The 17062-nt window shown below is 65.0% G+C and carries 19 protein-coding genes; 7 read left to right on the top strand and 12 right to left on the bottom strand.

Features of this window, described 5'->3' with window-relative positions; all coding sequences use genetic code 11:
* The first annotated feature begins 207 nt into the window (after window positions 1-207).
* From WJ16_RS11480 to WJ16_RS11465, 4 genes are read left to right on the top strand one after another with little or no spacing between them, the layout of a single operon-like run.
* Window positions 208-759 carry an iron transporter gene (locus WJ16_RS11480; protein ID WP_069257158.1) on the top strand — a complete coding sequence of 184 codons (552 nt, stop codon included), beginning with the start codon at window positions 208-210 and terminating at the stop codon, window positions 757-759.
* A gap of 55 nt (window positions 760-814) precedes the next feature.
* The gene (locus tag WJ16_RS11475) at window positions 815-1147 is read left to right on the top strand and encodes a cupredoxin domain-containing protein (protein WP_069257157.1); all 333 of its coding nucleotides are present in this window, start codon (window positions 815-817) and stop codon (window positions 1145-1147) included.
* Between the two features lie 58 nt (window positions 1148-1205).
* Window positions 1206-2048: an FTR1 family iron permease gene (locus WJ16_RS11470; protein WP_021163415.1), complete on the top strand. Its 843-nt coding sequence runs from the start codon at window positions 1206-1208 to the stop codon at window positions 2046-2048.
* Entirely contained in the window at window positions 2045-3442 is a 1398-nt protein-coding gene (locus WJ16_RS11465) for a 4Fe-4S binding protein (protein ID WP_069257156.1), read from the top strand. The genes WJ16_RS11470 and WJ16_RS11465 overlap by 4 nt, the downstream gene beginning before the upstream one ends.
* Before the next feature lie 281 nt (window positions 3443-3723).
* Here WJ16_RS11465 and hemP read toward each other — a convergent pair whose 3' ends face one another.
* The 3 genes from hemP to WJ16_RS11450 all read right to left on the bottom strand — a co-directional run bounded on the left by hemP (window position 3724) and on the right by WJ16_RS11450 (window position 5561).
* The gene (hemP, locus tag WJ16_RS11460) at window positions 3724-3969 is read right to left on the bottom strand and encodes a hemin uptake protein HemP (protein ID WP_069257155.1); all 246 of its coding nucleotides are present in this window, start codon (window positions 3967-3969) and stop codon (window positions 3724-3726) included.
* Between the two features lie 137 nt (window positions 3970-4106).
* Window positions 4107-4589, bottom strand: coding sequence for an SRPBCC family protein (locus WJ16_RS11455; protein ID WP_069257154.1), 483 nt, complete (start codon window positions 4587-4589; stop codon window positions 4107-4109).
* Between the two features lie 99 nt (window positions 4590-4688).
* Window positions 4689-5561 carry a pirin family protein gene (locus WJ16_RS11450; protein WP_069257153.1) on the bottom strand — a complete coding sequence of 291 codons (873 nt, stop codon included), beginning with the start codon at window positions 5559-5561 and terminating at the stop codon, window positions 4689-4691.
* A gap of 122 nt (window positions 5562-5683) precedes the next feature.
* Between WJ16_RS11450 and WJ16_RS11445 the strand changes: the two genes are divergently transcribed.
* Window positions 5684-6658 carry a LysR family transcriptional regulator gene (locus WJ16_RS11445; RefSeq protein ID WP_069257152.1) on the top strand — a complete coding sequence of 325 codons (975 nt, stop codon included), beginning with the start codon at window positions 5684-5686 and terminating at the stop codon, window positions 6656-6658.
* Between the two features lie 364 nt (window positions 6659-7022).
* On the opposite strand, the gene WJ16_RS11440 is transcribed toward WJ16_RS11445, so the two are convergent.
* From WJ16_RS11440 to WJ16_RS11400, 9 genes are all read right to left on the bottom strand, one after another.
* A complete protein-coding gene (locus tag WJ16_RS11440) occupies window positions 7023-7451 on the bottom strand; it encodes an ExbD/TolR family protein (protein WP_069257151.1) in 429 nt (142 codons plus the stop codon).
* A 13-nt stretch (window positions 7452-7464) separates the two neighbouring features.
* Entirely contained in the window at window positions 7465-8196 is a 732-nt protein-coding gene (locus WJ16_RS11435; protein ID WP_043188744.1) for a MotA/TolQ/ExbB proton channel family protein, read from the bottom strand.
* A gap of 36 nt (window positions 8197-8232) precedes the next feature.
* A complete protein-coding gene (locus WJ16_RS11430) occupies window positions 8233-8961 on the bottom strand; it encodes an energy transducer TonB (RefSeq protein WP_069257150.1) in 729 nt (242 codons plus the stop codon).
* 218 nt (window positions 8962-9179) lie between these two features.
* Entirely contained in the window at window positions 9180-9416 is a 237-nt protein-coding gene (locus WJ16_RS11425) for a (2Fe-2S)-binding protein (RefSeq protein WP_039370093.1), read from the bottom strand.
* A gap of 150 nt (window positions 9417-9566) precedes the next feature.
* The gene (murI, locus tag WJ16_RS11420) at window positions 9567-10427 is read right to left on the bottom strand and encodes a glutamate racemase (protein WP_069257149.1); all 861 of its coding nucleotides are present in this window, start codon (window positions 10425-10427) and stop codon (window positions 9567-9569) included.
* Between the two features lie 37 nt (window positions 10428-10464).
* Window positions 10465-10941 carry a bacterioferritin gene (bfr, locus tag WJ16_RS11415; protein ID WP_006482753.1) on the bottom strand — a complete coding sequence of 159 codons (477 nt, stop codon included), beginning with the start codon at window positions 10939-10941 and terminating at the stop codon, window positions 10465-10467.
* Between the two features lie 194 nt (window positions 10942-11135).
* Entirely contained in the window at window positions 11136-12659 is a 1524-nt protein-coding gene (locus WJ16_RS11410; protein ID WP_069257148.1) for a fumarate hydratase, read from the bottom strand.
* 34 nt (window positions 12660-12693) lie between these two features.
* Window positions 12694-13323, bottom strand: coding sequence for a TIGR00645 family protein (locus tag WJ16_RS11405; protein ID WP_069257147.1), 630 nt, complete (start codon window positions 13321-13323; stop codon window positions 12694-12696).
* A 115-nt stretch (window positions 13324-13438) separates the two neighbouring features.
* Window positions 13439-14332, bottom strand: a complete 894-nt coding sequence (locus WJ16_RS11400; RefSeq protein ID WP_069257146.1) for a DMT family transporter — start codon at window positions 14330-14332, stop codon at window positions 13439-13441.
* Between the two features lie 316 nt (window positions 14333-14648).
* Here WJ16_RS11400 and acs point away from each other — a divergent pair, with 316 nt between their 5' ends.
* Together acs and WJ16_RS11390 are read left to right on the top strand one after the other, a co-directional pair.
* A complete protein-coding gene (gene acs / locus WJ16_RS11395) occupies window positions 14649-16631 on the top strand; it encodes an acetate--CoA ligase (RefSeq protein ID WP_069258036.1) in 1983 nt (660 codons plus the stop codon).
* 83 nt (window positions 16632-16714) lie between these two features.
* Window positions 16715-17059: a DUF4212 domain-containing protein gene (locus tag WJ16_RS11390; RefSeq protein WP_069257145.1), complete on the top strand. Its 345-nt coding sequence runs from the start codon at window positions 16715-16717 to the stop codon at window positions 17057-17059.
* The last annotated feature ends 3 nt before the right edge of the window (window positions 17060-17062 follow it).

Genomic DNA, 17062 nt, shown 5'->3' with positions numbered 1-17062 from the left:
AATCGATTGGTAACGAGCCTGTAAGCCTTGTCGGATCAGGGGTTTACACGGGTCTTCGTTTGTTCCGAGACAGGTTCGGTGCTAAACTTCGCAATTATTGAGAATAGTTCGCATTAACGTTCTTCGTCGCGTTAGTGTTTCCAGCGGGCGGCCCCGGCGGCGGTCCGCATGTCGTCAAGATAGTCAGACAAATAACAAGGAGTGTCCATGTTGGGTTCTTCGTTCATCCGCACGACGGTTGCGGTAGCGGCGGCGCTCGCCGCGATGTCGGCCTCGGCTGCCGAGTATCCGATCGGCAAGCAGCAGATCCAGGGCGGCATGGAAATCGGCGCGGTGTACCTGCAGCCGATCACGATGGACCCGGAAGGGATGATGCGCAAGGCGTCGGATTCCGACATCCACCTCGAGGCCGATATCCATGCGGTCAAGAACAACCCGACGGGTTTCGCTGAAGGCGACTGGATGCCGTACCTGCAGGTCACGTACAAGCTGACGAAGCAGGGCGATACGAAGTGGAAGGCTGAAGGCGACCTGATGGGCATGGTCGCGAGCGACGGCCCGCACTACGGCGACAACGTGAAGCTGGCCGGCCCGGGCAAGTACCACCTGACGATGACCGTCAAGCCGCCGATGCAGTCGGGCCACATGGCGTTCGGCCGCCACGTCGACAAGGAAACGGGCGTGGGCCCGTGGTTCAAGCCCATCACGCTCGAATACGACTTCCCGTTCGCCGGTATCGGCAAGAAGGGCGGGTACTGATCGGTGGCATGACGGACGGCGCGCTTCGGCGCGCCGTCGGCGTAGAGAATCCAGAATGCAAATTCCCCAGAAAATCGTTGCCGCAGCCGCTGCGCTGTGGCTTGCCGGCGCGGCGTACGCTGCCGATCTGCCGACGTTCAAGCTCGAGATGACGGACGGCAAGCTGAATCCCGCCCGCATCGAAGTGCCGGCCGGCCAGCGTTTCAAGATCGAGATCAAGAACACCGGCAAGGGTGCCGCCGAATTCGAGAGCGTGCAGCTGCGCAAGGAGAAGGTGCTCGCACCGGGCGCCGATTCGTTCGTGGTCGTCGCCCCGCTGTCGCCGGGCGAGTACAAGTTTTTCGACGATTTCCACCAGCAGGCACAGGGCGTGATCGTCGCGAAGTAACGCGTTTTATCTGCGCGCGGGCGCACAAGCCCCTTGCCCCGCGCGTCCGGAGGTATCGATGGGTCAGATCTTGTTCATCGTCTGGCGGGAGAGCGTCGAAGCGCTGCTCGTCGTCGGCATTCTCTATGCATGGCTGAAAAACGGCGACGACGACGCGCGCCGCGGCCTGCCGTTTCTCTGGGCCGGCGTCGGCGTCGGCCTGCTGATGGCCGTCGGCCTCGGTGCCGCGCTCGTGGGTTTCACCGAAGTGCTGTCCGGCGACGCGCAGGACTACTTCCAGACCGCCATGGTGCTGATCGCATGCGTGCTGATCGTGCAGATGGTGCTGTGGATGCGCCGGCACGGCCGCACGCTGAAGCGCGACATGGAGCAATCGCTGCAGCAGAGCACGCGCGATTCGAACTGGTGGGGCGTCGCGGTGCTGGTCGCGCTCGCGATCGCGCGCGAAGGCAGCGAGACGGTGATCTTCCTGTACGGCCTCGGTTTCGGCCAGTCGGGCCACGTCGACGGCAGCCAGATGCTCGCGGTCGTGATCGGCCTCGGCCTGGCGTTTTTCACGTTCTATCTGCTGCAGCTCGGCGGCAAGTATTTCTCGTGGCGGCATTTCTTCCGCGTCACCGAAGTGATGCTGCTGTTCCTCGGCGCGGGCCTGTTCCAGACCGGCGTCGACAAGCTGATCGACAAGGAAATCCTGCCGCTTGGCATCTCACAGGTGTGGGATACGTCGGCGATCCTCGATGACTCGGGTACGTTCGGCTCGCTCGTCGCGACGCTGACCGGCTATCGCGCGCACCCCGCACTGACCAACCTGGTTGCCTATGCGGTGTACTGGGCGGTGGTCTGGCTGTTGATGAAGCGCGCGAGCCGTCGTCCGGCCGTTGCCGCGGGCCGCGCGGCATGAGCGTCGTCGCCGCAGCCAAGCCGGGCCGGCTTGCACAGGCCGGGCAGTGGATGCAGCGCCACGGTGCGCTGATCCGCGGGATCCAGTGGATCGTCGTCGCGGTCTACGCGTTCCTGATCATCGTGCCGGCAGTATTGCCGCTGCCGGACGATTCCGCGCATCTGTGGAACAACCTCACGCTCATCGCCCAGTTCGCGTTCTGGGGCATCTGGTGGCCGTTCGTACTGCTGTCGATGGTGATGCTCGGCCGGGTCTGGTGCGGGGTGCTGTGCCCGGAAGGTGCGCTCACCGAATTCGCGAGCAAGTTCGGCCGCGGGGGGGCGATCCCGCGCTGGATGCGGTGGGGCGGCTGGCCGTTCGTCGCATTCGGGCTCACGACGATCTACGGGCAGATGGTGAGCGTGTACCAGTACCCGCTCGCGGTGCTGTTCGTGCTCGGCGGCTCGACCGTCGGTGCGATCGTGATCGGCGTGCTGTACGGCCGCGAGAAGCGCGTGTGGTGCAAGTACCTGTGCCCGGTCAACGGCGTGTTCGGGCTGCTCGCGCGGCTCGCGCCGATGCGCTACAAGGTCGACGAGGACGCATGGCGCCGTTCGTACAAGAACGGCGAGCATGGCCATCGCGTGATTCCGATCAACTGCGCGCCGCTCGTGCCGTTGCGCAACATGAAGGGCGCGGCGGACTGCCACATGTGCGGCCGCTGCAGCGGGCATCGCGATGCGATCTCGCTGTCGCTGCGCTCGCCGTCCGACGAAGTCGTGAACCTCGGTGCGCAGCAGGCGAACCCGTGGGATACCGCGCTGATCCTGTACGGCTTGCTTGGCGTCGCGATCGGCGCGTTCCACTGGACCGTCAGTCCGTGGTTCGTGCAAATCAAGCAATGGCTCGCGGGCTGGTTGATCGACCACGACATCACGTGGCCGCTCGAGACCAATGCGCCGTGGTTCCTGCTCACGCACTATCCGGATCGCAACGACGTGTTCTCCTGGCTCGATGGCGGGCTGGTCGTCAGCTACATCGTCGGGACGGGGCTCGTGTACGGCACCGCGTTGCTGGTGCTGCTGGCGGGCGCCACGCTGATGCTCGGCCGCTTCGATCGCGTGCGGCTGCATCATCTCGCGCAGGCGCTGATCCCGATCGCGGGTGCCGGCGTGTTCCTCGGGCTGTCGGCCACGACGCTGTCGCTGCTGCGCGCCGAACATGTCCCGCTCGGCTGGGCGACCGACGTGCGCATCGCGATCCTGGTCGGCGCCAACGCATGGAGTGCGTGGCTCGCGTGGAAAGTGACGGGGCGCTATGCGGCGTGGCCGCGCCGGATCGCGGCATTCGCGTGGTTCGCCGTCGGGCTTGCCGTCGTCGACAGCGCATGGTGGTTGATGTTCTGGGGTTTCTGACGTTTCTGATGCGGCTTGCGGGCCGCACCGACGATCATGTATCGACGCGGTAACGAACCCGGGCGGCGCGCTTGACGAATGGGCCGCCCAAACAAAAAGCGGCACGTCCATCGACGTGCCGCTTTTTTTCTACCTTGTGCGAGAACCAAAAAAAGTGGCTTGGCTTGCTGCAACGGCTGCTTGAGTGTGTTGCACGAAGGGGTCTAGATCTCGCGTGCACGCCGTTACGCTGGCTACTGCCCAACACCTCTCAGGGAGGTGGTCCCCACAATACGCTGTCGTTACTTCGTCAGGATCAGCTTGCCGAGCCGCGTGGCGCGCAACTGATAAGTCTCTCCGTTATGCGCGATGCTGATATGGCTCTGGCCTTGCAACAGCGAGTCGCTATTGACGACCCGCGTGCCTGCATCGCGGTTGCCGGCAGGTTTCGCCGGCGTGGTGACCGCTGCCGTCTTCTGGCGGCTGCTGGCCGCGGTGCCGGTCGTGCGGCGCAGGGTCAGCGTGGTCGGGCGCATGGTGTCGGTCATTCGGTTTGATCGGTGACTGTCGATACGATGGAATGAATTCTAAATGATAACTATTCCCATTTACAAAAACTCTTTATCGATCGAAGTGTCGAACTTGATAGCTTGAGTCAAAGGGGCGGCCCGCAGGCCGCCGGGGATCAGTGCAGCGGATCGGGGTCTTTGCGGCCCTGCGCGTACTCGCGGATCAGGCGGACGGTATCGATGTCCGACGTGCGGTACGCCTCCTTGACGATCCCGTGTGTCTGGCGCGCGTCTTCGCTGTCGTCCGTGACGACGAGCGTCGTCTGGTATTCGAAACGCAGGAACAGCGCGTGATCGTCGCGTTCTTCGATCGTCATCGTCAGCGAGCCGCCGATCTCGCCGTCGGCGGCGCGGATGTCGTAGCGGACCTGCTGGTTCGGTGTGAACGTGACGTGATCGCGCACGGTCGCGTGACCGTAGTGCAGCTCACGCTCGAGCGTCGTATCCGTGCGCTCGAGGACGACGCAACTGTCGAGACCGAGCACGAACAGTTGCGGCTGTTCGGCACGCAACACGAGACCTTCCCAGAGCTGGTCGCGGGTGAGGGGCGGCACGGCCGGATCGTCGGAGTTGATCTGGATCAGGTGTTCGAAGTTCAAGGGGACGGGTTCCTTCTGATGGCGAGCGGCCACGTGGTTCAAGAAGTTATTGTGACGCAAAACGGGCGGTTTCGCGGCACGTGCGCGCCCGTCCGTGCGTCATGCTTCGATGCAGCCCATGCGACCGGTCTGGTAGTCCACGACCGCCTGCCGGATCTCTTCCTCGGTATTCATCACGAACGGGCCGTAGCGGACGATCGGCTCGTTGAGCGGAACGCCACCGATCAGCAGCAGGTCGAGCGGCGCGTCGCCGGCGGCGAACGCGACCGTATCGCCGTCGTCGCAGTACACGACCATGTGCCGTGCATCCACCGCCTGCCTGTCGGGCCCGTAGAGGCCCGTTCCGTCGATCGGATAGGCGAACACGCGATAGCCGGCCGGCACGCTCTGCGTGACCGTTGCACCCGGCTGCAGCGTGAAATGCTGATAGAGGATCGGCGTGCGCGTCTCGATCGCCGCCCGGACGCCGAATGCTTCCCCGGCGATGACGCGTACGCGCGCGCGGCCGTCCGGCGACGTCGCGGTCGGAATGCGGTCGGACGGGATCTCCTGGTAGCGCGGCGCGATCAGCTTGTCGCGGCGCGGCAGGTTGACCCACAGCTGGAAGCCATGAGAGCGGCCGCCCGTGCGCGCGAATTCCGGATCCGGCATCTCGCTGTGCACGACGCCGGCGCCCGCCGTCATCCATTGCACGTCGCCCGGGCCGAGCGTGCCGGCATGGCCGGACGAGTCGCGATGGCGAAAGCGTCCGTCGAGTGCGTAGGTCACGGTCTCGAAACCGCGATGCGGGTGGTCGGGGGCGCCCTTGGCTTCGCCGGGCGCGTAGTCGACGGGGCCCATTTCATCGAGCAGCAGGAATGGATCGAAATCCATCAGCAGCCGCGTCGGGAACGGGCGATGAACCACGAAGCCGCCGCCTTCGGTGGTACGAAGGGCGGGATACGTGCGGTCAAGCGAGCGAGCGGTCGTCATGCGGATACCCTCGAAATGAACGGAATAGCGTTATTTTTGAAACATGGCGCTATTATATTGGGCGTTTTACCGCTCGATTCGCGACGGTTCGCAATGGATTGTTCTGAAATTGGAACGATGAGATGAATATCGATGCACATAACCTGAACGACCTCATGTACTTTTCGCAGGTCGTCGAACATGGCGGTTTCTCGGCCGCAGAGCGCGTGCTGGGCATCTCGAAATCGCGCCTGTCGCGGCGCCTGACCGAACTCGAGGCGGCGCTCGGCGTGCGCCTGCTGCAGCGCTCCACACGCAAGCTCGCGCTGACCGAGGCAGGGGAACTGTTCTACCAGCATTGCCAGGCGATGCTGGCCGAAGCGCAGGCGGCGATGAACGCGGTCCAGCAGTTGCGTTCGTCGCCGCGCGGCTCGGTGCGCGTCAGCGTGCCCGTCACGCTATCGCAGACGATGCTGTCGCGCATCCTGCCCGAATTCCTGCGCCGCTACCCCGAGGTGAAGGTGCACGTGCGCGTGACGAATCGCGTGATCGACCTGTTCGAGGATTCGGTCGACGTGGCGCTGCGCGTGCGCTCGGAGCCGCCGCAGAATGCGAACATCGTCGTGCGGCCGCTGTGGCGCACCGAGCAGTTGCTGGTCGGGGCGCCGAGCCTGCTGAGCCAGAATGCGCCGCCGCTGGTACCGGACGACCTGAGCGGATTCGAAACGCTCGATACGCCGAGCGTCGACGGGCGGCACGTGTTCAACCTGATCGCGCCGGACGGTACGCGGCACGTGCACGAACACGACCCGCGGCTCGTGACGGCCGACCTGATGACGATCCGCGAAGCCGTGCTCGATGGCCTCGGCATCGCGGCACTGCCGGAGATGATGTATGGCAACGCGCTGCGCGCGGGGCAACTGTCGCCCGTGATGCCGGGCTGGACGCTGCCGGTGCCGCAACTGTATGCGGTGTTCGTGTCGCGGCAGGGCATGCCGCCTGCGGTGCGTGCGTTCGTCGACTATCTGGTCGAGAAGCTCGATCACGGCGCGTACAAGGAGCCGGGTTGCCCGGAGCGTGCGAAGAAGGAAGCGGCGGCCGATGCTTCGGCGACCTGAACACGTCGCACGCGACGAGGCAAATTTGTTTTGTCATTGAAGCGTCGCCTGCAATCGCAAGTTTCAATCGCCGGAACCTTGAATGCGTGCGCGGGCGGGCCTATATTGAAATCCCATTTCGTGAAGGAAGTTCTGAGCGAAATCAGGTGGCCGCATATATTGTGAGCCAGATAGGGCAGAACGCGCAGTCCGTGCAGACCACGGCAGAGTCGCATTTGCGTTGCTCGAGGCGCAACCGATACCGCCAAAGAGCCCGCCGCCCGAAGGCGCCCGCGTGCGCATGAAAAAAGGCCTTCATCTGGCGATGAAGGCCTTTTACTTTGCATGGGGCCGCAGGTGCGGCCTGCGCGTCGGATCGCGTTCGTTACTTCGCTTTCGCGGCCGGTTCCGTCACGAAGCCGAGCTTCGTGAGGCCGCCTGCCTGCGCATCCGACATTACTTCCGCGACGTGCTCGTAGGCAACCTTGCGGTCCGCGCGCAGGTGCAACTCCGGCTGCGGCGTGCGTTTCGCGGCTTCCGCGATGCGTGCCTGCAGTTGTTCGCGCGTGACCGTGTGGTCGTCCCACAGGATCGTGCCGTCGCCCTGGATCGCGACGTCGACCGTCTGCGGCTTTTCGTCGACGGGCTGACTGCTGGCGTGCGGCAGGTCGATCTTCACCGCATGCTGCATCGCCGGGATCGTCACGAGGAAAATGATCAGGAGTACGAGCATGACGTCGACGAGCGGCGTCATGTTGATCTCGCTCATCACTGCATCGTCGTCATCGTCGCTGAAACCGGTGTTCATGGCCATGGTTCACCTCGTCTCAGCTGGCGCGCGTCGCGAGACGCAGGCCGTCGCGCGTCGACGACGACGCGAGGCTTGCGCCCGTCACGAAGTAGGCATGCAGGCCGTGCGCGAAACGGCGCAGCTTGCTGACGACACCCTTGTTCGCACGGGTCAGCGCGTTGTAGCCGAGCACGGCCGGGATCGCGACGAACAGGCCGAAGGCCGTCATGATCAGCGATTCGCCGACCGGGCCCGCGACCTGGTCGATCGACGTCTGGCCGGTTGCACCGATCGCGAGCAGTGCGTGGTAGATCCCCCACACGGTACCGAACAGGCCGACGAACGGCGCCGTGCTGCCGACCGACGCGAGGATCGCGAGGCCGCTCTGCATGCGCGAGATGCCTTCGTCCATCGTGTCCTTCAGGCAGCGCGTGACCCAGTCGGACACGTCCATGCGGTCGTGCAGGTGCGGCTGCGTCTGATGGTGGTGATCGGCGGCTTCCTTGCCCGACAGCGCGAGCGCGAGGAACGGGTTGTCGTTCGGCGTCGATGCGGCGAGCCCGAGCTTCTTGATGCCGTCGTCGAAGTTGTCCGAATGCCAGAACGCCTGTTCGGCGTTCTTCGTCAGGCGGTTCAGGCGGATCACGTTCCAGCCCTTGATGACGATCACGATCCACGACAGGACGGACATCACGAGCAGCGTGATCGCAATGGCGCGCGTGACGAAATCACCTTGCGCCCAGACGTGCGCGATACCGTAGCTTTGCATTTTCTTGTTTCCTTTGAATCTACCGAATTTGACGGGTTAGTCGTCAAGCGTGAAGTTGAAGGGCAGCGTATGGGCGGCGCGGATCGCCTGACCGTTCTCGATATACGGCGGGCAGGTGCTGGCGCGCGTCGCCTCGAGCGCGGCTTCATCGAGACGCGGATAGCCGCTGCTCTTCTGCAGCTGGACGCTTTCGATCTTGCCCGTCACGCCGATGATGAAGTGAACGTAGGCCGTGCCCGTTTCGCCGCGACGGCGCGACATCGACGGATAGGTGGGCTTCACGAAATTGCAGGTGAGCGCCGATACGTTCTTCGGTGCGCCGACCTGCATCGTCTCGCGAGCCGGACCGGGTGCTGCAGCTGGCGCAGGCGCCGGCGCGGCGGGGGCCGGTGTCGGTGCGACGGCCGCCGGCGCGGGTGTCGGCGACGGTTCCGGCGAGACCGGCTGAGGCGTCGGGACCGCTTTCTGCACCGGCTTCGGCTCGACCTTCGGCTTCACGCGCGGCGCGGGCTTCGGCGGCGTGGGCTGTTGCGCAGCCGACTGGACGGCGACCGGCTGCGCAGGAGGGGCAGGCGGAATGAGCTGGGCGGTGATCGATTGAACTTCGATCTCCTTCGGAGGCGGCGGCGCGTTGCGATGGAGCCAGGCGGCCGTCAGCATGATCGCGTGTGCTGCAAGCACACCGACCGCGACGACGATCACTCGGGGATTCATACGTGGTGCAACCGGCAAGACGCCGGCAGGAGCGGAATGCGAAGCCTGCATGTTAGCTTGAAAGAACGATGTCGCACCCGGGGCGCGGCGGGTGAATCGGCATCACTTGCGGAAGATCAGCAGCGAGATGCAAACGGTGGTCACAAATCCGATCAGCAATTCCATGACTGGCTCCTTGGCAGGTAAGCCGCTGGCTCGCGCAGACGGTGGCTTGCTGACGGTCAAAACAAAAAATGCGGCCTGGGCCGCATGCGCACACTCGGTGCCGGTCAGGCCGCCTTGCGTTCGTAAAACGTGACCGGGATCGGATGAGCGTGATGCTCGACACCGCACCGGCTCGCGCAGACGCCTTGCTCGGCCATGAGGTCGCGTACGGACTCCTCGCACTTGCCGCAGCACGTGGCCACGCCGAGTTCGAACTGGAGTTCATCGAAAGAGTTCACGCCCTCTGCGAGGGACGCGCGAATCTTGCGATCGGAAACAGACTTGCACACGCAGACGATCATGATGAGTTGCGATAGCTAACGTTAATGCGAATTATTATCATTAATTTTGTGGGCGTTGACAAGCCTGGGTCGGGCTTTTTTTAAGGTCATCGGACCCTTGAAACGGCGACGGGCGGGAGCGGCACGCGGAAGACAGCGTGCCGGGCCGTATCAGACGCTCGCGCAGGCGCGCGCGCTCGGAGAGGGGATGGTGACGGATTCGACCGGCGCAGCTAAGCCGAGCAGCGTCGACGCGAGCGCCTGGAGCTGACGTCCGTCGCTGGTCGAGCAGAAGCGGGGCGCCGCGGCGCGCGTGCCGGCCGGCGCGCGCAGGTTGCGTTCGTCGAGCACCCGCATGAGCTGGCGCGCGATCGCATCGCTGGTGTCGACGAGCGTCAGGCGGTCGCCGACAAGGTTACGAATCGTTTCTGTGAAGAACGGGTAATGCGTGCAGCCGAGGACCAGCGTGTCGGCGCCGGCGTCGAGCATCGGCTGCAGATAGCTGTCGAGCAGCGCACGCAATGCGGGCGAATCCGTGTCGCCGCGCTCGATGGCTTCGACGAGCCCGTGGCCGGGCTGGCAGATGAAGCGGCGGCCGGCGCCGTAGCGGTCGAGCAGCGCCTGGAAGCGCGGGCTGTTCAGCGTCGACTGGGTGGCGAGGACGCCCGCGACGCCGCTCGCGGACACGGCCGCAGCCGGCTTGATGCCGGGCTCGACGCCGACGAGCGGCATCGACAGGTGTTCGCGGGTCGCTGCGATCGCGCGCGCGGTCGCGGTGTTGCACGCGATGACGAGCGCTTTCGCCCCTTCGCGGGCCAGCCACTCGCCGATCGCCAGCGTGCGCTCCGTAATGAATGCCTCGTCGCGCGGACCATACGGCGCATGATGCGAATCGGCGACGTAGATGAACGATTCGTCGGGCAATTGCGTGCGCACGGCGCGCAGCACCGACAGGCCGCCCAGCCCGGAATCGAAGATGCCGATGGGGGCAACCGTCGAGGCCGTCGCAGCGAGAACGGACGATGTCGACATGAACGGGCGGGACGCGATGGCGGGAAGGGCGGAGCGCTTACTCCGGCGAACCCATCATCGTTTGCTGGTAGTTCTGCAGGCCGACCTTGCCAATCAGGTCGATCTGCGTTTCCAGCCAGTCGATGTGCTCTTCGGTGTCGTCGAGGATCTTTTCGAAGATCTCGCGCGACACGTAGTCACGCACCGATTCGCAGTAGGCGATCGCTTCCTTGCAGGTGGACTGCGAGATCTGCTCGAGCTTCAGGTCGCACTTCAGGATCTCTTCGGTTTCCTCGCCGACCAGCAGCTTGTGCAGGTCCTGCAGGTTCGGCAGGCCGTCGAGCATGAACACGCGCTCGATCAGCCAGTCGGCGTGCTTCATTTCGCCGATCGACTCGTCGTACTCGTGCTTGCCGAGCTTGTCGAGGCCCCAGTGCTTGTACATGCGTGCATGCAGGAAGTACTGGTTGATCGCCGTGAGTTCATTCTTCAACTGCGCGTTCAGATATTCGATGACCTTCTTGTCGCCTTGCATGGCTTGATCCTTGTTCAGTGGGGCTTCAGAAACCGAACGATAATCGCTCGAACGCGAAAAGCCAAGCGTCAAAGCCTTGTCGGGCCTGCCTTTTGCGTGTAATGAGAATCAGCCTTGAATAACCGGCTGGACACAATAATGAGAATGAGAAGTAAAAAGGCCGGACTCCCGTCCGGCCTTTCGTTCGATCGCGCTTAAGCGGCTGCGACCGGGATCTTGCCGATCTTTGCCTGCCACTCTTTCGGACCGGTCTGGTGCACCGACGTGCCCGACGAATCGACGGCCACCGTCACCGGCATGTCCTGCACGTCGAACTCGTAAATGGCTTCCATGCCGAGGTCTTCGAATGCGAGCACCTTCGCGCCGCGGATCGCCTTCGACACGAGGTAAGCGGCACCGCCGACGGCCATCAGGTAGGCCGCCTTGTGCTTCTTGATCGCCTCGATCGCGACCGGACCGCGCTCGGCCTTGCCGACCATCGAGATCAGGCCGGTTTGCGCGAGCATCGTCTCGGTGAACTTGTCCATGCGGGTGGCCGTCGTCGGGCCTGCCGGGCCGACCACTTCGTCGCGCACCGGATCGACCGGGCCGACGTAGTAGATCACGCGGTTCGTGAAGTCGACCGGCAGCTTCTCGCCCTTCGCGAGCATGTCGGCGATACGCTTGTGCGCGGCGTCGCGGCCGGTGAGCATCTTGCCCGACAGCAGCAGCGTCTGGCCCGGCGCCCAGCTCGCGACTTCTTCCGGCGTCAGCGTGTTCAGGTCGACACGCTTGCTGGTTTCGGTATTCGGTTCCCAGTTGACCTTCGGCCATGCGTCGAGCGACGGCGCTTCAAGCTTGGCCGGGCCCGAGCCGTCGAGCACGAAGTGCGCGTGGCGCGTTGCCGCGCAGTTCGGGATCAGCGCGACGGGCTTCGACGCCGCGTGCGTCGGTGCCGCCATGATCTTCACGTCGAGCACGGTTGCGAGGCCGCCGAGGCCCTGTGCGCCGATGCCGAGTGCGTTGACCTTCTCGTGCAGCTCGACGCGCAGTTCCTCGACCCAGTCCTTCGGGCCGCGCGCGATGATTTCCTGGATGTCGATCGGCTCCATCAGCGATTCCTTCGCCATCAGCATCGCCTTCTCGGCGGTGCCGCCGATGCCGATGCCGAGCATGCCCGGCGGGCACCAGCCGGCGCCCATCGTCGGGACCGTCTTCAGCACCCAGTCGACGATCGAGTCGGACGGGTTCAGCATCACGAACTTCGACTTGTTCTCCGAGCCGCCGCCCTTCGCCGCGACCTGCACGTCGACCTTGTCGCCCGGCACGATCTCGTAGTGGATCACGGCCGGCGTGTTGTCCTTCGTGTTCTTGCGGGCGCCTTCCGGCGGATTGACGATCGACGCGCGCAGCACGTTGTCCGGGTGCGTGTAACCGCGGCGCACGCCTTCGTTGATCATGTCGGTGAGGCCCATCGTCGCGCCGTCCCAGCGCACGTCCATGCCGACCTTCACGAAGATCGTGACGATGCCGGTGTCCTGGCAGATCGGGCGACGGCCTTCCGCGCACATGCGGCTGTTCGTGAGGATCTGCGCGATCGCGTCCTTCGCGGCCGGGCTCTCTTCCAGCTCGTACGCGCGGCCGAGGGCCTGGATGTAGTCGAGCGGATGGTAGTAGCTGATGTACTGCAGCGAATCCGCGATGCTCTGGATCAGGTCTTCCTGTTTGATGACGGTCATGGCTGAGACTCTGTGGGGACTGTGGGGAATGCGTTCAGGCGTTTGCGGCTGCTTCGGCCGGCTTGCGCGACACGGTCGCCGCGGGCGCATGCGCGTTCGCGTCATGGGCGTGCGGCTCGTGGAAATGAGCAGGATGCGTGTGCGTCGTCAGGCGGTCGACCCACGCCATCACGAGCGCCGACACGAGGAACGACACGTGGATGATCACCTGCCACATGATCGCGTGCATCGTGTGCTGATCGGGGTTGATGAACGTCTTCAGCAGGTGGATCGACGAAATGCTGATCAGCGCCATCGACAGCTTGACCTTCAGCACGCCCGCGTTCACGTGGTCGAGCCACTCGGGCTCGTCGGGATGGCCCTCGATGCCCAGGCGCGACACGAACGTTTCGTAACCGCCGACGATCACCATGATCAGCAGGTTCGAGATCATCACCACGTCGATCAGGCCGAGCACGGCGAGCATCACGCTGATTTCGTCGAGGCTCGTCGCATGCGACAGCAGGTGCCACACTTCCTTCAGGAACAGGAACACGTAGATGGCCTGCGCAACGATCAGGCCGAGGTAAAGCGGAACCTGGAGCCAGCGGCTCATGAAAATCAGCGCCGGAAGCGGGCGAAGCGGGCGACGCGCGGGGCGGCCGGGCGAATGCGGGGCAGACATGGTGGACAGTCGGGGCGCGGTGCGCAGGTATCGGGGACAATCTTGAAAAAGGCGCGCTATTGTAACGCGTCGGCCGGCGCGACTGCAGCGACGCGCCGGCAGTGCCGGGGACGGATCAGGAAGCGGCAGCCGGCACGCGTTTGCCGCGCAGGCTCGCGAGCACGATACCGGTGACGACGCACGCGAGCGCGATGCCGTGCGCGAGCGTCGGGCGCTCGCCGAGGAACGCGATGCCATACGCGGCGGCGGCAACGGGCAGCACTGCGCTGAACACGCCGGCGAGGCTGCCCGGCACGTGCCGGATGCCCTTCATCCACAGCCAGAACGAGAAGATGCTGGCCGACAGCCCGTACCAGATGACGAGCGCCCAGGTGCCGGCCGGCACGCTCGCGTAATCGAAATGCCACATGGCCGTCGCGCCGAGCGGCAGCATCAGGCACAGGCCGAACAGGTGCGTGTACGCGCAGATGTCGATCGGCGCGAGCGTCTGCGTGAGGCGGCGCGACAGGATCACGTAGATCGATTCGCAGCACACCGCGCCGAGGATCAGCAGGTTGCCGGCGAGCGACGACGTGCCGTGCCCGGCCGCGTTGCCGTTCGCGAGGTTGATCGTCACGACGCCGGCGATCGCGAGCGCGATCGACACGAGTGCTCGACCGTTCGGTTTTTCACGCAGGATCAGCCACGCGAACAGCGCGACGATCGCCGGGATCGTGCTCGTGATCACCCCGGCCGCGACCGCGCTCGTGCGCTGCACGCCGTTCAACATCAGCAGCGTGAACATGAAGGTGCCGAAGAATGCCTGCAGGAACAGGTTCAGCCATTCTCCGCGCTTGACGGCGCGCATCTTTACGGGGCTGAACAGCGGCCACAGCACGGTGATCGCGATCACGAAGCGCAGCGTGGCGAGGATGGCGACGGGAACGAAGACGACGATCGATTTGCCGATACCGACATTGCTGCCGACGAACAGCATCGACAGCACGAGAAAGAAAGCGTAGCGATTCAAGCTGGAATCCGGAAGGCGAGTTCAGTTAGGATTGTAGGGTCGCGCTCGTTGCAGCGCAAAGCCGCAAGCGGCGCCGTCCGGTGGGCGAATCGGCCGTGCCGCGTAAGTGACGGGTAAGTTGGAGCGCTTATTGTGGAAACTGCCGGGCCGGCCGGTCGCCATCGTGCGGCGTGGTGCGGCGCAGCATCGCGCCGAGGCTTTCGGGCCGTGCGTGATGGGTGGGTAGGAGACAGCGGCGCGCATGCGCCGGCCAAGACGCGCGGCGCGCACGATCGCGCCGCCATGCAGAGGATTCATGTTCACCAAGGGGTTGTCGATGTCTGCGATTGAATCGGTTCTTCACGAAACCCGTCAGTTCGCGCCGCCCGCGGCGCTCGAACAGGCGGCGACCATTTCCGGCATGCCGGCCTATCGTGCGCTCGCCGCCGAGGCCGAGAACGATTACGAAGGCTTCTGGGCGCGCCTCGCGCGCGAGGGCCTCGCGTGGCACAAGCCGTTCACGAAGGTGCTCGACGAGTCGAACGCACCGTTCTACAAGTGGTTCGACGACGGCGAGCTGAACGCGTCGTACAACTGCCTCGACCGTCACGTCGAAGCCGGCAACGGCGAGCGCGTCGCGGTGATCTTCGAAGCCGACGACGGCACCGTCACGCGCGTCACCTATGCGGATCTCCTCGCGCGCGTGTCGCGTTTCGCGAATGCGCTGAAGAAACGCGGAATCGGCAAGGGAGACCGCGTCGTCATCTATATCCCGATGTCGATCGAAGGCATCGTCGCGATGCAGGCGTGCGCGCGTATCGGTGCGACGCACTCGGTCGTGTTCGGCGGCTTCTCCGCGAAGTCGTTGAACGAGCGGCTCGTCGACGTCGGCGCGACGACGCTCGTCACGGCCGACGAGCAGGCGCGCGGCGGCAAGACGCTGCCGCTGAAGAGCATCGCCGACGAAGCGCTCGCGCTGGGCGGCTGCGAAGCCGTGAAGAGCGTGATCGTCTATCGCCGCACCGGCGGCAAGATCGACTGGCACGCCGGGCGCGACCTGTGGATGCACGAACTGACGGACGGCGAATCCGACCAGTGCGAGCCGGAATGGGTCGGCGCCGAGCATCCGCTGTTCATCCTGTATACGTCGGGCTCGACCGGCAAGCCGAAGGGCGTGCAGCACAGCACGGGCGGCTACCTGCTGTGGGCCGCGCAGACGATGAAGTGGACCTTCGACTGGAAGCCCACCGACGTGTTCTGGTGCACGGCCGACATCGGCTGGGTCACGGGCCATACATACATCACCTACGGCCCGCTCGCGTGCGGCGGCACGCAGGTCGTGTTCGAGGGCGTGCCGACCTACCCGGACGCCGGCCGTTTCTGGAAGATGATCGGCGACCACAAGGTCACCGTGTTCTACACGGCGCCGACCGCGATCCGCTCGCTGATCAAGGCGGCCGAGGCCGACGACAAGGTGCATCCGAAGAGCTACGACCTGTCGAGCCTGCGCATCATCGGCACGGTCGGCGAGCCGATCAATCCGGAAGCGTGGATGTGGTATCACAAGCACGTCGGCCAGGAGCGCTGCCCGATCGTCGACACGTGGTGGCAGACCGAGACGGGCGGCCACATGATCACGCCGCTGCCGGGCGCGACGCCCACCGTGCCCGGTTCGTGCACGCTGCCGCTGCCGGGCATCATGGCCGCGGTGGTCGACGAAACCGGCCAGGACGTGCCGAACGGGCAGGGCGGCATCCTCGTCGTCAAGCGCCCGTGGCCGGCGATGATCCGCACGATCTGGGGCGACCCGGAGCGCTTCAAGAAGAGCTACTACCCCGAGGAGCTCGGCGGCCGGCTGTATCTGGCCGGCGACGGCACCGTGCGCGACAAGGACACCGGCTACTTCACGATCATGGGCCGGATCGACGACGTGCTGAACGTGTCGGGCCACCGGCTCGGCACGATGGAAATCGAATCGGCGCTGGTCTCGCATGAGCTGGTGGCCGAAGCCGCGGTGGTCGGCCGTCCGGACGATACGACCGGCGAGGCGGTGGTTGCGTTCGTGGTGCTGAAGCGCTCGCGTCCGGAAGGCGAGGAAGCGGCGGCGCTCGCGAAGACGCTGCGCGACTGGGTCGGCAAGCAGATCGGGCCGATCGCGAAGCCGAAGGACATCCGCTTCGGCGACAACCTGCCGAAGACGCGCTCGGGCAAGATCATGCGGCGCCTGCTGCGTTCGCTCGCGAAGGGCGAGGCGATCACGCAGGACACGTCCACGCTCGAGAACCCGGCCATCCTCGAGCAACTCGCCGAAGTGCGCTGATCGTACCGGTTGCGCATCGCGCGCACGAGCCCCTGCGCGGCAATCCCGATTGCCCGCGCAGGGGCTTTTTGTTACATAACGGCATGACCGTTCCGACCCGTCCCGCGCCTGCCGCGCCGCCTCCCGTTCCCGAGCCGCTCGCGCGGGCCCACGCGCGCTATTGGCGCTTCAACGTCGCGCTGATCGCGGTGCTGATGGTGATCGGCTTTTCGGTATCGTTCATCGTGCCGTTCTTCGCGCCGGCCCTTGCCGGTATCCGTTTCGCCGGGTTCAGCCTGCCGTTCTACGTCGGCGCGCAGGGCGCGATTCTCGTGTATCTCGTGCTGATCGTCGTCTACATCGGACTGATGCAACGCGCGGACCGCACGCTGCGCCGTGCGTACGACGAGCATGCGGCACGCGCCGGCCTTGCGAACGGCGGGCGCTGATTC

Origin of the sequence: Burkholderia metallica (assembly GCF_001718555.1) — a bacterium.
Taxonomy (GTDB): domain Bacteria; phylum Pseudomonadota; class Gammaproteobacteria; order Burkholderiales; family Burkholderiaceae; genus Burkholderia; species Burkholderia metallica.
Note: the sequence above shows the minus strand (reverse complement) of the source record. Positions and strands in the feature narration are given on the sequence as shown.

What these genes read in the sequence shown, in the direction of transcription:
- WJ16_RS11425 (WP_039370093.1), bottom strand. Translation starts at nt 9,416, where the DNA reads ATGATCGTCTGCGTGTGCAAGTCTGTTTCCGATCGCAAGATTCGCGCG.
- WJ16_RS11450 (WP_069257153.1), bottom strand. Translation starts at nt 5,561, where the DNA reads ATGACGACCGCTCGCTCGCTTGACCGCACGTATCCCGCCCTTCGTACC.
- acs (WP_069258036.1), top strand. Translation starts at nt 14,649, where the DNA reads ATGTCTGCGATTGAATCGGTTCTTCACGAAACCCGTCAGTTCGCGCCG.
- WJ16_RS11405 (WP_069257147.1), bottom strand. Translation starts at nt 13,323, where the DNA reads ATGTCTGCCCCGCATTCGCCCGGCCGCCCCGCGCGTCGCCCGCTTCGC.
- WJ16_RS11440 (WP_069257151.1), bottom strand. Translation starts at nt 7,451, where the DNA reads ATGGCCATGAACACCGGTTTCAGCGACGATGACGACGATGCAGTGATG.
- WJ16_RS11465 (WP_069257156.1), top strand. Translation starts at nt 2,045, where the DNA reads ATGAGCGTCGTCGCCGCAGCCAAGCCGGGCCGGCTTGCACAGGCCGGG.
- WJ16_RS11475 (WP_069257157.1), top strand. Translation starts at nt 815, where the DNA reads ATGCAAATTCCCCAGAAAATCGTTGCCGCAGCCGCTGCGCTGTGGCTT.
- murI (WP_069257149.1), bottom strand. Translation starts at nt 10,427, where the DNA reads ATGTCGACATCGTCCGTTCTCGCTGCGACGGCCTCGACGGTTGCCCCC.
- WJ16_RS11470 (WP_021163415.1), top strand. Translation starts at nt 1,206, where the DNA reads ATGGGTCAGATCTTGTTCATCGTCTGGCGGGAGAGCGTCGAAGCGCTG.
- WJ16_RS11480 (WP_069257158.1), top strand. Translation starts at nt 208, where the DNA reads ATGTTGGGTTCTTCGTTCATCCGCACGACGGTTGCGGTAGCGGCGGCG.
- WJ16_RS11430 (WP_069257150.1), bottom strand. Translation starts at nt 8,961, where the DNA reads ATGCAGGCTTCGCATTCCGCTCCTGCCGGCGTCTTGCCGGTTGCACCA.
- WJ16_RS11410 (WP_069257148.1), bottom strand. Translation starts at nt 12,659, where the DNA reads ATGACCGTCATCAAACAGGAAGACCTGATCCAGAGCATCGCGGATTCG.
- WJ16_RS11445 (WP_069257152.1), top strand. Translation starts at nt 5,684, where the DNA reads ATGAATATCGATGCACATAACCTGAACGACCTCATGTACTTTTCGCAG.
- WJ16_RS11435 (WP_043188744.1), bottom strand. Translation starts at nt 8,196, where the DNA reads ATGCAAAGCTACGGTATCGCGCACGTCTGGGCGCAAGGTGATTTCGTC.
- bfr (WP_006482753.1), bottom strand. Translation starts at nt 10,941, where the DNA reads ATGCAAGGCGACAAGAAGGTCATCGAATATCTGAACGCGCAGTTGAAG.
- hemP (WP_069257155.1), bottom strand. Translation starts at nt 3,969, where the DNA reads ATGACCGACACCATGCGCCCGACCACGCTGACCCTGCGCCGCACGACC.
- WJ16_RS11390 (WP_069257145.1), top strand. Translation starts at nt 16,715, where the DNA reads ATGACCGTTCCGACCCGTCCCGCGCCTGCCGCGCCGCCTCCCGTTCCC.